This window comes from Delftia sp. DS1230, from assembly GCF_040112715.1.
In the GTDB taxonomy this organism is placed as follows: Bacteria; Pseudomonadota; Gammaproteobacteria; order Burkholderiales; family Burkholderiaceae_C; genus Comamonas; species Comamonas tsuruhatensis.
In genome coordinates, this window is the sequence record NZ_CP157763.1 from 352,168 (window position 1) to 367,383 (window position 15,216).

Annotated in this window: 10 protein-coding genes; 8 read left to right on the forward strand and 2 right to left on the reverse strand. The window is 66.8% G+C overall.

Annotated elements, in window-relative coordinates:
- Nucleotides 1–3: 3 nt before the first annotated feature.
- Nucleotides 4–4,539: an RHS repeat-associated core domain-containing protein gene (locus tag AAN986_RS01560; protein WP_349335553.1), complete on the reverse strand. Its 4,536-nt coding sequence runs from the start codon at nucleotides 4,537–4,539 to the stop codon at nucleotides 4–6.
- A gap of 87 nt (nucleotides 4,540–4,626) precedes the next feature.
- A complete protein-coding gene (gene tssI / locus AAN986_RS01565) occupies nucleotides 4,627–6,993 on the reverse strand; it encodes a type VI secretion system tip protein TssI/VgrG (RefSeq protein WP_349335554.1) in 2,367 nt (788 codons plus the stop codon).
- Nucleotides 6,994–7,456: 463 nt separating this feature from the next.
- Here tssI and AAN986_RS01570 point away from each other — a divergent pair, with 463 nt between their 5' ends.
- The 8 genes from AAN986_RS01570 to AAN986_RS01605 all read left to right on the forward strand — a co-directional run bounded on the left by AAN986_RS01570 (nucleotide 7,457) and on the right by AAN986_RS01605 (nucleotide 15,194).
- Nucleotides 7,457–8,188 (forward strand): TorF family putative porin, encoded by a 732-nt coding sequence (locus AAN986_RS01570; RefSeq protein ID WP_016448601.1) that lies wholly within the window; start codon nucleotides 7,457–7,459, stop codon nucleotides 8,186–8,188.
- Between the two features lie 23 nt (nucleotides 8,189–8,211).
- Nucleotides 8,212–8,550, forward strand: a complete 339-nt coding sequence (locus tag AAN986_RS01575) for a P-II family nitrogen regulator (RefSeq protein ID WP_012202241.1) — start codon at nucleotides 8,212–8,214, stop codon at nucleotides 8,548–8,550.
- Nucleotides 8,551–8,581: 31 nt separating this feature from the next.
- Nucleotides 8,582–9,961, forward strand: a complete 1,380-nt coding sequence (gene amt / locus AAN986_RS01580) for an ammonium transporter (protein ID WP_189354241.1) — start codon at nucleotides 8,582–8,584, stop codon at nucleotides 9,959–9,961.
- 192 nt (nucleotides 9,962–10,153) lie between these two features.
- Nucleotides 10,154–11,293 (forward strand): glycolate oxidase subunit GlcE, encoded by a 1,140-nt coding sequence (glcE, locus tag AAN986_RS01585; RefSeq protein WP_047218855.1) that lies wholly within the window; start codon nucleotides 10,154–10,156, stop codon nucleotides 11,291–11,293.
- 25 nt (nucleotides 11,294–11,318) lie between these two features.
- Nucleotides 11,319–12,101, forward strand: a complete 783-nt coding sequence (locus AAN986_RS01590) for a YoaK family protein (RefSeq protein ID WP_012202244.1) — start codon at nucleotides 11,319–11,321, stop codon at nucleotides 12,099–12,101.
- Between the two features lie 61 nt (nucleotides 12,102–12,162).
- Nucleotides 12,163–13,413 carry a glycolate oxidase subunit GlcF gene (glcF, locus tag AAN986_RS01595; RefSeq protein WP_047218854.1) on the forward strand — a complete coding sequence of 417 codons (1,251 nt, stop codon included), beginning with the start codon at nucleotides 12,163–12,165 and terminating at the stop codon, nucleotides 13,411–13,413.
- Between the two features lie 84 nt (nucleotides 13,414–13,497).
- Nucleotides 13,498–14,364 carry a ProQ/FinO family protein gene (locus AAN986_RS01600; RefSeq protein WP_047218853.1) on the forward strand — a complete coding sequence of 289 codons (867 nt, stop codon included), beginning with the start codon at nucleotides 13,498–13,500 and terminating at the stop codon, nucleotides 14,362–14,364.
- Between the two features lie 311 nt (nucleotides 14,365–14,675).
- The gene (locus AAN986_RS01605; protein WP_016448593.1) at nucleotides 14,676–15,194 is read left to right on the forward strand and encodes an AmiS/UreI family transporter; all 519 of its coding nucleotides are present in this window, start codon (nucleotides 14,676–14,678) and stop codon (nucleotides 15,192–15,194) included.
- The last annotated feature ends 22 nt before the right edge of the window (nucleotides 15,195–15,216 follow it).

Sequence of the window (15,216 nt, forward strand, 5' to 3'; positions counted from 1 at the left end):
ATTTTATTGACCAGGCGCTGACAAACCTGGGAGTGGCCCTGACTGCATGACTCTTAGCCTTTGGCTAATGCATTTTTCCCCAACTCCGATTTCGGATGGAGATGGAGGCCTTATCACTCCAACACCTCTAGAGTCCGGGGTAATGATGTCTGAGGGAATTGAAACTTCTTTGGTTTCTTTATTCTCCTGTTTCGTGCAAACAATTGCTTCGTCAGTCCTCTTCTGCATATCATCCTTGCCTGAGAGTTTGTTCATCAATTCTGCAAATGAATCCGTCACATCGGAAACTTTCTGTTTCGTCTGATTCCAGCCTTCAGCAATTTTCCCCGTTGATGTTGGATCTGGCTTTACCGGAGGTTTAGGCTTTTGCCCATAAAAACCACTTTTACCTCTCCCCATCTTATTTAATCCCAGTGGGTCAATCCAATCCACAGGATTTGTTGGGTAGCTGCTCATATTTGCACCTCCAGTCAACCCAATCGGATCCTGATTCACATAACTCCCCACCACCGGATCGTAATACCGATGCCGGTTGTAATACAGCCCCGTTTCCCTGTCATGGTGCTGCCCTGGCAGCCGGATCGCCTGGAGGATGCCTTGCGGGTTGTACTCCTGCAGCACATTGCCCCAGGGGTCCAGCTTCGCGGCCCAGGCCACCTGGCCGGTCTGGTCCGTCAGCGCCATGGGCGTGCCCAGGTGGTCGCAGTGGTAGTGGTGGATGGCGATGCGGGCGTGCTGTTCTTTTTCCTGTTCCTGCAGCTTTGCCTGCATGCCGCTGAGCAGGCGCGTGGTGCTGTCTGCCTGTTCGCCCAGTATGGCCTGGGCGCCGGGCGGCAGGCCGTGGTCCAGGGTGTGGCGCAGGTGGCGGGCCGCGTCTTGCTGCATGTCGCGCGGCATGGCGTCGAGCATGGTTTGCATCAGGGCCAGGGCCGGCGTGTGGTTGGGGTCGTCCGGGTCGGGCAGGCCTGCGGTGATGGCTTGCACCAGCAGGTGGGGCTCGTCTTGGGGGTCGCCGCTGGCCGTGGTGCTCAGGCGCACCAGGGGGGTGAAGCTGCCGGGCTCGTAGATGGTGTGTTCTATGTGGCGCGTGTCATCGCCATGCTGCAGGCGCTCGGTGTGGATGAGGCGGTCGCCGTCCCAGCCGTAGTAGTGGGTGCGGGTGGGCAGTTCCGTGTCTGCGCTTTGCACTTGCTGCTTGAGCCTGCGGCCCAGGGCGTCATAGGTGTAACGGCTGTGGTGGCGCAACTGCTCGGCGTTGCCCTGGATCTGGCTGCTGCACACGGCAATGAGCTGGTGCGCTCCGTCGTAGTGCAGTTGCTGCTGGCTGTGGTCTGCATGCATTTGCGCGATGCGGTTGCCGCAGGGGTCGTAGCGCCAGACGCGGTCTTCGGTGAAGCCGATGCGGTTGTCTTCCCAGCGCTGCACGGGGCCTTGCCGCTGGCCTGCAAGGTGGCCCAGGCCCATGAGGTTGAAGTCGGTGTGCCGCCAGTGGGCGTGGACCTGGGCGGCCCAGCTGTCCTGAGGGCTGGCTTGACCCGGTGCGCCCGGTGCTGGCAGGCGGTTGCCGGCAGGGTCGATCTGCCAGCGGGCGGTGGTCTGGGGGTCCTGGCTGTCGGTGGCCGCTCTGAGGCGCCCGGCGCTGTCGTAGCCGTAGCGCAGCAGTTGTGCGGCCTGGCCCGGGGCGCCGGCCTGTTCGATGGCAACGAGCTGGCCCAGGCTGTCGTAGTGGTAGCGGCGGCCGAGGATCTGGCCGATGAGGGGCTGGACGAGGTGATCTCTGCCTTCCGTGCTTTGCAGGCCTGTGGTGCCCAGGGCCGTGAGGCGGCCCATGCTGTCCCATTGGCGTTGCACCTGCAGGGGGTGGTGTGCGTCTGCGTCTGCGTCTGCGTCTGCATCTGCTGCGGGAGTGGGTGGGTGCAGGCTGCGGCGGACTTCGCGGTGCAGGGCGTCGCGTTCGAAGTCGATGAGGCCGGCGCCGTTGAGCTGCAGTCCGTGCACATGGCCTGAGCCGTAGGTGAGCCAGGCGATCTCTCCCAGGCCTTGCAGCTGGCTGTGCTGGCGTGCGCCCAGCGCATCCAGGCTGTGGGCGATGCGGTGTTCGTATTCGATCTGGTCTGCGCCGCCGCCCCCGTTGCTGTGCTTGCCGGGCCGGTACAGCTGCTGCACTTCTGCGGTGATGCGGCCCAGGGCATCGCGTTCCAGTGCTATGCGGCTTTGCAGTTGGATGGTGTTCTCTGCGGTGTGCTGCCAGACGCTGGCGGCCATGAGGCGTCCGGCCGCATCCCATTCGTAGCGGTGGGTCTGGGCCGGCGCATGGGCCGTGGCGGGCAGCTGACGTTCGACCAATCTGCCGCCTTCGTCCCAGCGGTAGTGGCTGCTGCTTTGCCGTGCGGCGTTGCCGTCCGTGGCTTCCATGAGCTGGCCTGCCGCATCCCAGCGGTAGCGCTGCAGCCGCTGGTCGAACCCTTCTTCCTGCACGAGCCGGTCCAGCGCGTCCCAGGCAAAGCGGCTTTGGGCTCCGTTTTCGTTGACGAGACGCGTGAGGCGGCCAGCGCTGTCGTATTCGAAGCCCAGGGTGAGGCCGCCATGTGTTCGCTGGACCAGCCTGCCCCAGAGGTCGTAGCGCAGGTGGATGCTGGGGTCGGCGGCCGGTGCAGCAGGGCTTTGTGCCCCCATGAGAGGGGTGAGCGGGGGTTGGGCCGGTTCGATGCGCGTGAGGTGGCCTGCGCTGTCGTAGTGGTAGCGCTCGATCTGGCCGTTGGGCAGTTCGCTGGCCACGATGCGGCCCTGGCCGTCGCGCTGGTGGCGTTGGCGCTGGCCCAGGGCGTTGCCCACTTCGATGAGCGCACCCCAGCGGTCGTAGTGGTAGTGCGTGCTGTGGCCCGAGCAGTCGGTGTAGCTGAGCAGTTGGCCCGCGTCGCTCCAGGCCAGCTGTTTGCTGCCGCCCTGGGCGTCTTCGATGCGCCAGGGGCTGTCGCAGGTGAGCGGCGCTTCCTGGGGGTCGGGGTAGTGGTAGCGCTCGGTGCTGCCGTCGGCCTGGGTGATCTGGGTGAGGCGGCCCCAGGCGTCGTATTGGTAGCCGGTGGTGGCCCCTGCCGGGTCGGTGGAGGCGAGCAGGCGGCCCGTGGCTTCGTCGTGTTCCTGCTGGGTGCTGCGCCCGTCGGGCAGTTGCACGCCGATGAGCCGACCCTGGCCGTCGCGCCTGAGGTGGACGCTGCGGCCCAGCGGGTCGGTGCGAGAGGCCAGGCGGCCGAAGCTGTCGTAGGCCTGCAGCCAGCGGCTGCCGTCGGCCTTGTGGTGGGCGATGAGGCGCGACAGGCCCGCCGCACCTTCGAAGTAGTAGGTCTCGATGCGATCCAGGCTGTCGCTGACGCGGGTGGCCGCGCGCGGCTGGCCGTCCGGGCCCGGCGGTTGGCTGAGGTAGTCGAAGCGGTAGGACAGCCCTTCCTGGTTGCTGTGTTCGATGACGCGGGCGCCGGGCTGGGCGCTCTCGTAGCGGTAGCGGTGCCAGGGTCCGCTGGCATGGCGGTGGGCGCTGATGCGGTGGTGGTCCCATTCGAATTCGCGCACGAGCTGGCCTGCGCGGTCGTGGACGGTGATGAGATCGCCTGCACTGCTGTAGCCGTAGCGCACGAGCGTGATGGGGGTGGACAGGGGATGCAACGGGTCCTGCGTGAGGTCGACCCCGATGAGGCGCCAGCCATCGTCGGCGCCCCACAGTCCGTTCAGGCCCTGCGCGTCCTTGCCGCCGTGGATGCGCTGGTGCAGCAGGCGGTAGCGCCGGCCTGTGCCGTCGCTCAGCGAGACCAGGCGGCCTGCGGGCAGCGGTTCCGGACTGCCGTTGACGTCCGGGGCCGTGGTCTTGCCGTCGCTGTAGTGGTAGAGCTGGCGGCGTCCGAAGCGGTCGATCTGGGCCATGAGGCGCCAGGGGCCATCGACCGACTCACCGGGCGGGGGGCCAAAGCCCCAGAGGGTGTCGCCATCGCCGCTGAAGGCCAGGATGGCCTCGGGATTGCACGCCAGCGCCGCCTCCACATGCGACCAGCGCGGGTTCGCAGCCCAGGGCGCTGTGCCGCCGTCCGGCTCCGGGCTGCCGCCGCGCAGCAGCCAGATGTCTTCGCTGGCACTGTGCAGCTGGCCGCCCGGGGCCAGAGGCTGGTCGAAGGTGATGACGCGGCCGCTGGCGTCCAGCAGCAAGGTGGCCTCTTCCTGCAGGCGGATGCTGAGCTCCTGCAGCAGGTGCCAGCCATGGCCCAGCAGGCCGCAGGCCGCGCCGTGCTCGGGGTTGACGTAGCTGCTGTACTGGCGCTGCCAGGCCACGGGCAGCGCAGCCGATGGCAGGGCGAAGTCCAGGTCTTGTGCGCCCAGCAGGACCTTGGCGCCGAGCTGGGGGTTGACGGGGGAGCTGACGGTGATGCCGCCCGGGCAGACGGAGCAGGCAAGGCCCCCCTGGCTGCCGATGAGCACGGTGCGCGAGCCGGTGACGATCTTGCCCTTGACGACGCTGTCGGTGATGCGGGCTGCGGGTTGGCCACTCATGCGAGGCTGCTCCTGGAGAGGTGAGAGAGAACGGGACGGCGGATGCGGAAGATGCGGGGAATGCAGGGGCTGCAGGACATGCGGGCCTCAGCAGTTGAGCCGGTCCATGGGCGAGAGGATCTGGATGTCGCCGGGCGTGATGCGGATGGTGCTTTCGCCGCAGGTCAGCAGGATTTCCTGCTGGGCTTCGAGCCGGATCTTGGCGGCATTGAGCTGGATGCTTTGTCCATCCATGGTGAGCTGCGAGGCCTTGCCACCTCCGCCTGCGCCCCCACCGCCGCCGCCATCGCCCCCACCGGGCGCCGTGATGTTCATGGCCATGCCGCCACCGGCGCCACCTCCCGCGCCACCACCGCTGCCGCCACCACCCCCGCCACCACCGCCCACGGTCAGCGAGTACTGCGAGCCCACTTCGGTGCTTTGCTTGCTGCCGACCTTGACCTGGCGCTCCTGCCCCACGGTGAGGCTCTGGTTCATGCCCACATGGGTCTGCATGGCCACGCCGATGTTTTCCATGTAGTTGATGCCGATGTTCATCATCTTCAGCCCACCCACGTTCTGCATGTAGGCCATGCCTATGGTCTGGGTCTTGAGCAGGCCGACCGTGACGTGCCAGTTCTGGCCTATCTTGTCGGTCTCGGTCTTGCCGATGGTCTTGCTGCGGTTCTTGCCGATGGAGATGTTCTCGTCGATGCCGACATCCTCGTTGCGGTTGTCCCCGATGCTGATCTTCTCGTCGTGGTCCACCCGCTCCGTGCGGTTGTTGTGCACGGTGATGGTCTCGTCACGGTCCACGGTCTCGGTGCGGTCGCGGTGGATGACGCTGGTCTCGTCCCGGTCGATGGTCTTGCGCCGGTCGTTGCCCACCCATTTGTCCTCGTCGTTCTCGACCTCGGTGAGCTGGTCCTTTTGCGCATGCAGCCACAGCTGTTCGGCGCCCGCCTTGTCCTCGAAGCGGATGGCGTTGGCGTCGCCCGGGCCGTTCTTCATGCCCGCGCCTGCGGCACCGCCCTTGCTCGATCGGGTCTTGATGCCCGATTGCGTGGCGTTGGCCGGCAGCGCCCAGGGCGGCATGTTGGCCGCGTTGTAGACGCAGCCCGTGACGATGGGATAGTCCGGGTCGCCGTTGAGGAAGTCCACCACCACCTCGTGCCCTATGCGCGGGATGGAGATGGCGCCAAAGCCTGGTCCTGCCCAGTTGGTGGCCACGCGGATCCAGCAGCTGGAGTTCTGGTCCTTGCTGCCCAGCCGGTCCCAGTGGAACTGCACCTTGATGCGGCCGTATTCGTCGGTCCAGATTTCCTCTCCGGCCGGACCCACGACGACGGCAGTCTGCGGGCCCGTGGTGCGCGGCTTGGGCGTGGTGCGCGGCGGCGTGAAGGCCAGGCTGGTGGGCTGGGCCTGCAGTTCGTAGCGCTGGAAGGAGCCGTCTTCGGCGGCGCTGCCCTTGGCGCCCGGGGCGACGGCACTGACGCGGGGATTCTCCTTGAGGTGGTAGCTCAGGCCCGTGATCAGGTACTGCCGGTTCTGGTCGCCGCGCGGGTAGTTGTAGAGGCTGAAGGTGTAGCCCGTGGCCAGCGCCCGGTGGCAGGACTGGCCCCGCACCCGGCTGTGGCCCGTGAGGCCTTGCTTCAGGCGCACGCGGATGTAGGCATCTCCATCGCCGTACTCCGTGTAGCCGCCCGGCCATTCGTAGGTTTCATGGCCATCGTGCGCATGGCCCGGTGGATCGCGGCGCATGTGGGACAGTTCGGCCCGGGGCTTTTTGAAGTCGTAGTCGTCGATGTAATGGCGGCCTGGCTTGATTTCCTGCTCCAGCTGCCAGGCGTGGATGTTTTCCTGATCGCCTGCGGCGGCTTTTTCCGGGGGATAGAAGGGAATGGATTCGCCGCCGGGCAATGCGCCATGCGAGGCAATGATGTCGTCGCACAGCACCAGGGTGTGCTGGCCCGATGCGTGCTCGAAGAAATAGTAGATGCCTTCGTGCTCCATCAATCGCGAGACGAAGTCGCAATCGCTTTCGTTGTATTGCACGCAGTAATCCCAACTGCGATAGGCGCGCGTGAGTTTCCTTTGCATTGGATGGCCATAGACGCCCAATACCTGCTCGATGATGTCGGGCACGTTGAGGTTCTGGAAGATGCGAAAGTCGCTCTTGCGCGTGGCCAGCCACAGCCAGGGGCTCAGGCGCGCCTTGTAGGCGTAGTGGCGGTGATCCTGGCCCTGCATGCCAAAGCGGGTGACGATGCCGTCGATGAAGCGCCTGCCGCCGCCCTGGGTTTCTATTTCTATGGTGGCGTTTTTGCCCAATAGGGCCTTGGGATCGATGCTTTCGTTTTCGCTGAGCATTTCCACATCGAGGCTGAAGAGCTGGCTGATGTTTTCCTGGCCGCGCAATTCACGGAAATGCAGTTCATCGCCCAATGGCGTATGGATGGTGACTCGGCGTGTCATTGTATGAACCGCCCTGGGGGCGGCCTCCCGTCTCTTGGTGAGCGGGGATCATAGACAAGCCGATGGCCATAGGGCAATCAAATGCAGGGTCAGATACATCCTGTAAATGTAAGCAATTTCCCATCTTGGATACAGGCATGTATTTGAATGGCAGGCTATCCAATCAGGCATGTTCCAAAATCAGGTAATCCAGACTTGGCTGATCATGTGCTGTGGCAGGCGACCTGGGAATGTGCTGTACTGGGCATGAAAGCATTTGCACTTTTTTGGTGCATTTTTGGTGAGATACCATGTGAGCGACCGCTATCACCGTAACGGTGCAGAACTTCTGCACAAAGCCGGTGCATGGGAGGATGCTGCGGTGCTGCATTGGTAGGTCGGAAGGCGCCCCACCCGGCAGAAAAGACTGGCACGGTCCGTGCTTAACCCGGTTGTCACGAAATTTTTCAAACCGGAGGATCCCATGTCCCGTGCCAGCCTCAAGTCGCTCGCCATCGCCTGTGTCGCCATCGCTCCGCTCTGGGCCCATGCCCAGCTCACGGCCAATGTGTCCCTGACGACGAACTACAAGTTCCGCGGACAGGACCAGGACACGGGACGCAACAAGGCCGTCAAGCCTGCCCTGCAAGGCGGTTTCGACTACACCTTCGGCGACAGCGGCTGGTACATCGGCAACTGGAACTCCAGCGTGGACTGGCTGCCGGGCAACTCCCTGGAAACCGACTTCTACGGTGGCTACAAGTTCAAGGCCGGCGAGGTGGACCTGGACTTCGGGGCCCTGCAATACCTGTACTCGGGCAACTCCAGCGGCAACACCACCGAGCTGTATGGCGCGGCCACGTACGGCCCGTTCACGGCCAAGTATTCGCACACCGTGTCCAAGGACTACTTCGGCTGGGCGGGCGAGAAAGCCGGCTCGGGCCTGTCGGGCCGCAATACCGGCTACCTGTGGCTGGGCTTCAGCAAGGAAGTCATGCCCAAGGTGACCGTGAAGGCCTCGCTGGGCTTCACGCGCTTTGCCAGCGACATCAAGGGCCTGGGCGTGCCCAACTATATGGACTACAGCGTGGGCGGTGCCTACGATTTCGGCGACGGCGTGTCGCTGGGCGCGGCCGTCACGGGTGCGAACAAGAAGTCTTACTTTGGTGACGTCAACAAAGCCCGCCTGATCGTGACGCTGACCAAGACCCTGTAACCGGACCTGAGGAGCTAAGCATCATGAAACTGGTGACCGCCATCATCAAGCCCTTCAAGCTGGACGAGGTGCGCGAGGCGCTCTCCGACATCGGCGTGCAGGGCATCACCGTGACCGAAGTCAAGGGCTTCGGCCGCCAAAAGGGCCATACCGAGCTGTACCGCGGCGCGGAATACGTGGTCGATTTCCTGCCCAAGCTGCGCCTGGAGGCCGCCGTGCCCGACGCGCTGGTGGACCAGGTGATCGATGCCATCGAGGCCGCTGCGCGCACCGGCAAGATCGGTGACGGCAAGATCTTCGTGCTGCCCATCGAGCAGGCCGTCCGCATCCGTACCGGCGAGACCGGCGACAGCGCACTGTGAGTTTCAACCCCACGTTTCCCGAAAGACTGCCATGACCAAACGACTTCTTTCCATGGGCCTGGGGCTGGGCCTGCTGGCCGCAGGCGCCGCTGCCCTGGCACAGGAGCCCGCCGCCGCTGCAGCCGTTGCCGATGCGGCCGCTGCGGCAGCCCCCGCCGCCGCCGCCGCGGCCGCAGCCGAGGCGCCGGCCCCCGCGCTCAGCGCCGGTGACACGGCCTGGATGCTGACCTCGACCATGCTGGTGATCCTGATGGTGATCCCGGGCCTGGCACTGTTCTACGGCGGCCTGGTGCGCACCAAGAACATGCTGTCCGTGCTGTGCCAGGTGTTCGTGATCTTCTCGCTGATCACGCTGCTGTGGGCCGTCTACGGCTACTCGCTGACCTTTGCGGGCGAAGGCAACTTCTTCGGCGGCTTCGGCAAGATCTTCCTCAAGGGCATTGCGCCCGACACGCTGGCCGGCGCACTGCCGACCATTCCCGAGTACGTGTTCGTGGCCTTCCAGTCCACGTTCGCCGCCATCACCGTGGCCCTGATCGTCGGCGCCTTCGCCGAGCGCATCAAGTTCTCTGCCGTGATCCTGTTCTCGGTGCTGTGGTTCACCTTCAGCTACATCCCCATGGCCCACATGGTCTGGGGCGGCGGCCTGCTGGGCAAGGACGGCGCGCTGGACTTCGCAGGCGGCACCGTGGTGCACATCAACGCCGGTATCGCCGGACTGGTGGGTTCCTACATGCTGGGCAAGCGCATCGGCTTCGGCCGTGAGGCCCTGCCTCCGCACAGCCTGACGCTGACCATGGTCGGTGCCTCGCTGCTGTGGGTGGGCTGGTTCGGCTTCAACGCCGGCTCGGCAGGTGCTGCCAACGGCATCGCCGGCCTGGCCTTCATCAACACCATCGTCGCCACGGGCGCCGCCACCATCTCCTGGCTGGCCGCTGAAGCCCTGCACAAGGGCAAGGCCTCGATGCTGGGCGCCGCCTCGGGCGCCGTGGGCGGCCTGGTGGTCATCACCCCGGCGGCCGGCCTCGTGGGCCCCATGGGCGCCATCGTCATGGGTCTGATTGCCGGTCCCGTCTGCCTGTGGGGTGTGTCCGGCCTGAAGAAGCTGCTCAAGGTCGATGACGTCTGCGACGTGTTCGGCGTGCACGGCGTGGGCGGCATCCTGGGCGCCATCCTGACCGGCGTGTTCTGCGCCTCCAGCCTGGGCGGCATCGAGCCGGCAAACTTCAACATGGGCCATCAAGTGTGGGTGCAGGTCAAGAGCGTGCTGCTGACCATCGTCTGGTCCGGCGTGGTGGCTGGCATCTCCTACAAGATCTGCGATCTGGTCGTCGGCCTGCGCGTCAGCGAAGAGTCCGAGCGCCAGGGCCTGGACATCACCACGCACGGCGAGGTGGCGTACTACCGCTGATCGGTTTCCAGGGAGTTCATTGCGGATTGGCCTCGGTGCTTGCACCGGGGCCTTTTTTGCTTTGGAGCCGCTGCAGAGATGGCGTCTTTGCCTTTTCGTCCCGGCTGTTTTGCGCCGCCCGCAGAACTTCAAGCGCGCCGTTCAAAAAATTCACGGGCCCGCACCGAGGCGCAAAAGGGCCCAGCCGCTACCATGCAGGCCATGGATTCAGCCCAAAGCCAACTCATCCAGATCGCCGAGCGCGTGCGCGCCGCGGCGGCCGACGCCACGCCGCTGCGCATACGCGGCGGCGGCACCAAGGATTTCCACGGACTGGCCCTGCAGGGCGAACTGCTGGACACGCGGACGCTGGCCGGCGTGGTCAGCTATGAGCCCAGCGAGCTGGTGGTGACCGTGCGCGCCGGCACGCCGCTGGCCGAGGTCGAGGCCCTGCTGGCCGCACAGGGCCAGTGCCTGGCCTTCGAGCCTCCGCATTTCGAGGGAGCGGATGGCCGCGCCACCGTGGGCGGCATGGTGGCCTCCGGCTTGTCGGGCCCCTCACGCGCCAGCGTGGGCGCCGTGCGCGACTTCATGCTGGGGCTGGAGATGATCAACGGCCAGGGCGAGCTGCTGCGCTATGGCGGCCAAGTCATGAAGAACGTGGCGGGCTACGACGTCTCGCGGCTGATGGCGGGCTCCTGGGGCACGCTGGGCCTGATCACCGAGGTCAGCCTCAAGGTGCTGCCCGTGGCGCCTGCCGAGGCCACGCTGCGCTTCGAATGCACGCAGCAGCAGGCGCTGGACTGGCTCAATGCCTGGGGCGGACAGCCGCTGCCGCTCAATGCCAGCTGCTGGCTGCAGGAAGACAGCGCGGCCCAGGGCGTGCTGTACCTGCGCCTGCGCGGTGCGCGTGCCGCCGTGCAGGCGGCCTGCGGGCGCCTGGGGGGCGAGCGCATGCACAGCGCTGCGGCCGACTGGCAGGCCTGCCGGGAGCACCAGCTGCCCTGGTTCACCGCACGCGCACCGGGCCATGCGCTGTGGCGCCTGTCCGTGCCGCAGACAGCGCCGGTGCTTGCGCTGCCTGACGGATGCACGGGGCCCCTGATCGAATGGCACGGCGCACTGCGCTGGGTACAGGCGCCGCGTGCGCTGGGCCATGCGCTTCGCGCGCTGGCAAAAGCAGCGGACGGATCGGCCACCTTGTTCCGCTCCGAGGCAACGGGGCAGCCCGGCGCCGAGCCCGATTTCGACGCCCAGGCGGCCGATGCCACGGCCGCGCTGCATGCACGGCTCAAGCAGGCCTTCGATCCTGCGGGCATCTTCAACCGCGGCCGGCTGGCCGCCGCCTGGTAGGCCGGGCCAACGCCTGGCTCCGCCCATGCGCATGCGCCACCACCTGCACCTGCTCACGGACCGGCACCGCACGGTGGCCAGCAACCGCACGCTGGGCCTGCTGCTGGCCTTCAACGCGGGTGCGGTGAATGCGGGCGGCTTTTTGCTGGTGCACTCCTATACCTCGCACATGACGGGCTTTGTCTCGCTGCTGGCCGACAACCTCGTGCTGGGCAATACGGCGCTGGTGCTCAGTGCCTGCGGCGCGCTGCTGGCCTTTCTGTGCGGCGCGGCCGCGACGTCGCTGCTGGTCAACTGGGCGCGCCACCACCGGCTGCGCAGCAGCTATGCGCTGCCGCTGCTGCTGGAAGCCGCGCTGATGCTGCTCTTCGGCGTGCTGGGCGCGGCCATGCTGGCCTGGCCCACGCCGTTCGCCGTGCCGCTGGCCGTGCTGCTGCTGTCCTTCATCATGGGATTGCAGAACGCCACGGTGACCAAGATGTCGTCCTCGCAGATCCGCACCACGCACATGACGGGCGTGATCACCGACCTGGGCATGGAGCTGGGCCGAGCCCTCTACTGGAACCGCCATGGCAGCCCGCCCGAGCACCGGGTCCACGCCAACCATGTGCGGCTGCGGCTGTTCGCAGGGCTGCTGTCCATGTTCCTGCTGGGCGGCATTGCGGGCGCGCTGGGTTTCAGGCACCTGGGCTTCGTCTTCGTCGTGCCGCTGGCCGTGGTGCTGTGCCTGCTGTCCCTGCCGCCGCTGTGGGCCGACCGTGCGCGGTTGCCCCTGCTGCTGGGCCGGCGGGCCGCGCCTCGTGCATGACCGCCGTGTCCGGCTGCCGTGCCTGACCGTTCCCCGATACCCGTACAACAAGAGCCCCACCATGCAGACTCAACTCGCACCCCAGTACCGCGCCACGCCCGAGGGCCAGGAGGCCGAAGCCATTTTGCGCAAGTGCGTGCACTGCGGCTTTTGCACGGCCACCTGCCCGACCTACCAATTGCTGGGCGACGAGCTGGACGGGCCGCGTGGCCGCATCTACCTGATCAAGCAGGTGCTGGAGGGCGGGACGCCCACGCGCGCCACCCAGCAGCACCTGGACCGCTGCCTGACCTGCCGCAACTGCGAAAGCACCTGCCCCAGCGGCGTGCAGTACGGCCACCTGGTGGACATAGGCCGCAAGATCGTCGAGGAGCAGGTGCCGCGCCCCTTCAGCGAGCGCGCCAGGCGCTGGGCGCTCAAGGAGGGACTGAACTCGCCGCTGTTCGCCCCGGCCCTGAAGCTGGGACAGGCCGTGCGCGGCCTGCTGCCCGAAGTCCTGGCCGAGAAAGTGCCCCAGCCGCAGGACGCGGGCCGCTGGCCCGTGCGCGAGCATGCGCGCAAGGTGCTGCTGCTGGCCGGCTGCGTGCAGCCCGCGATGATGCCGCGCATCAACTACGCCACGGCGCGCGTGCTGGATGCGGCCGGCATACAGACCGTGATCGCTCCCAACGCCGGCTGCTGCGGTGCCGTGAAATTCCACCTCAACGACCAGGAAGGCGGCAAGGCGCAGATGCGCGCCAACATCGACGCCTGGTGGCCCCAGGTGGACAGCGGCGCGGTGGAGGCCATTGTCATGAATGCCTCGGGCTGCGGCGTCACCGTCAAGGAATACGGCCACCTGCTCAAGGACGATGCGCAGTACGCGGACAAGGCAGCCCGCATCAGCGCCCTCACGCGCGACCTGAGCGAGCTGCTGCCTGAGCTCCTGCCCGAGCTGGCCGAGCGCCTGCAGGGCAGGGTGCGCGCACCGGCCGCGCCCATGGCCTACCACCCGCCCTGCACGCTGCAGCACGGGCAAAAGCTGCGCGGCGGCGTGGAAACCCATCTGGCCAGGCTGGGCTTCGAGCTGCGCGTGGCGCGCACCGAGTCGCACCTGTGCTGCGGCTCGGCGGGAACCTACTCGGTGCTGCAGCCCGAACTCTCGCACCAGCTGCGCGACCGCAAGATCGGCGCACTGACCGAAGGCTTCGATGCCCGGCGGCCTGCAGCCATCCTCTCGGCCAACATGGGCTGCATCGTCCACCTGCAAAACGGAACGGACGTGCCGGTGCGCCACTGGATCGAGGTGCTGGACGAGGCCCTGCCGGCCTGATGCCACCCGGGCAACACCCGCGCATCTGTGCCGCATGCGCGACGCCGTGGGGACTATGCCCGCGCAAGCCTTTGCAATGCTGGCATGATGCGGGGTTTCGTTTTCTCCAAGCCCATGTGCTCCGCCATGACTGAATCCGTGTCTGAACCGCAAGAACAGAACGCCGCGCTGCCGGCGGACGCCGCTGCCGGCACCGTGCCGCAGGCTGCCGCCAGCGCCGATGGCCAGGGCCGCAAGCGCTCGCGCCGCGGCGGACGTGGCCGCAACAAGGGCAAGGCCTCCGAGCCCGTCGCCGACGCCGCAACCGGCGCGGCCGGCAGTGCCGAGGCTCCCGCATCCAGGCCTGTGCGCACCCAGCACCCGCTGCTGGCGCAACTGGCCCAATGGCATCCGAACCTGTTCGGCGAGCAGCCCCTGCCGCTCAAGCGCGGCATTTTCGAGGACCTGCTGGCCGCCCATCCCGAAGCCATCGACCGCGACCAGCTCAAGCTGGCCCTGTCCCAGCACACACGTTCCAGCCGCTACCTCACCGTGGTGGCCAGCGGCCAGGCGCGCCATGACCTGCAGGGCCAATCGGTCGAGCCCATGGCGCCCGAGCATGTGCACCATGCGCTGATCGAGGTCTTTCGCCGCCGCCAGCACCGCTCGCCCGAGGACCTGGCGCCCAAGCTGCGCAACCGCATCATCGCCGCCTACGAGGCCTCGGGCCTGTCCCGCGACGACTATGCGGCGCGCGTGCAGGGCCGTGACGAGGCCACCAACGCCCTGGTGGCCGAGGCCCTGGCCGAAGCCGATGCGCGTTCTGCACGAGACGAAGCTCTGCTGCGCGCCTTCGAGGCCAGCGGCCAGACCTCCGAAGCCGGCTTTGCCGACATGTACGGCATGAACCCGCGCCAGGTGGCGCAGCAGCTGGAACGCGCCCGCCGTCGCCTGCAGACGCAGGCGGCCTGAGGTACCAAGGACCGGCGCCAAGGACCGACGCCAAAGACCGGTAGCACCGTCTGCCGGCACACTCCACCGCCGCATGCTTGGCAAGGGCCGCGCCGGTGAACCCGCCCTGGATCACAGGCGGCATCTCTGCAGCGGACCCTTCCGCCAGCACGCAGATGCCCACCAGGGGCGGGCCCGGGGATGAACTGTTTCACGGACGCCGCTGCACCCGGCCACGGGTGCGGCGGCGCCTTGCCGTGCGCGCTCGTTCCCGTGGTCTGGCAAGGGCGCGCAAGGCACTTCAAAAGCAAAAAAGCAAAAGGAGACTTGCGATGTGGCTGGGTTTGTCGTTGTTCTACGTGGGCGCCGTGCTGTGCCTGAATGGCCTGTGGATGCTGGGGCGCATTGCCGACCGGGAGATCTGGGTCATCAACGTGTTCGCGGGCCTGGTCTCGCTGATCATCGGCCTGGCCTCGGCCTTCGGGCCCGAGCCTGATGCGGCCTCTGTCAAGACCGGCGCGCTCACCCTGCTGTTCGCCTTCACCTACCTGTGGGTGGCCATCAACCGCTTCACGGGGGCCGATGGCCGGGGCCTGGGCTGGTTCAGCCTCTTCGTGGCGATCACGGCCGTGCCGGTGGCCATCGATTCGCTGATCGGCGCCCGCACTGCCATCGACTGGTGGATGGCCGCCAACTGGGCGGCCTGGGCCGTGCTGTGGGCCATGTTCTTCATGCTGCTGGCCCTGGGCCGCAACATCGGCCGCATGACGGGCACGCTGTGCATTGCGCAGGGCGTGCTCACAGGCTGGCTGCCGGGCTACCTGCTGCTGGCCGGGCAGCTCACGGGCTGATTGCGCAGCGTTGGTGCGGGCA

Excerpts from the sequence above, each read along its gene's own strand:
- AAN986_RS01560 (WP_349335553.1), bottom strand. The coding sequence starts at position 4,539 with ATGAGTGGCCAACCCGCAGCCCGCATCACCGACAGCGTCGTCAAGGGC.
- tssI (WP_349335554.1), bottom strand. The coding sequence starts at position 6,993 with ATGACACGCCGAGTCACCATCCATACGCCATTGGGCGATGAACTGCAT.
- AAN986_RS01570 (WP_016448601.1), top strand. The coding sequence starts at position 7,457 with ATGTCCCGTGCCAGCCTCAAGTCGCTCGCCATCGCCTGTGTCGCCATC.
- AAN986_RS01575 (WP_012202241.1), top strand. The coding sequence starts at position 8,212 with ATGAAACTGGTGACCGCCATCATCAAGCCCTTCAAGCTGGACGAGGTG.
- amt (WP_189354241.1), top strand. The coding sequence starts at position 8,582 with ATGACCAAACGACTTCTTTCCATGGGCCTGGGGCTGGGCCTGCTGGCC.
- glcE (WP_047218855.1), top strand. The coding sequence starts at position 10,154 with ATGCAGGCCATGGATTCAGCCCAAAGCCAACTCATCCAGATCGCCGAG.
- AAN986_RS01590 (WP_012202244.1), top strand. The coding sequence starts at position 11,319 with ATGCGCATGCGCCACCACCTGCACCTGCTCACGGACCGGCACCGCACG.
- glcF (WP_047218854.1), top strand. The coding sequence starts at position 12,163 with ATGCAGACTCAACTCGCACCCCAGTACCGCGCCACGCCCGAGGGCCAG.
- AAN986_RS01600 (WP_047218853.1), top strand. The coding sequence starts at position 13,498 with ATGATGCGGGGTTTCGTTTTCTCCAAGCCCATGTGCTCCGCCATGACT.
- AAN986_RS01605 (WP_016448593.1), top strand. The coding sequence starts at position 14,676 with ATGTGGCTGGGTTTGTCGTTGTTCTACGTGGGCGCCGTGCTGTGCCTG.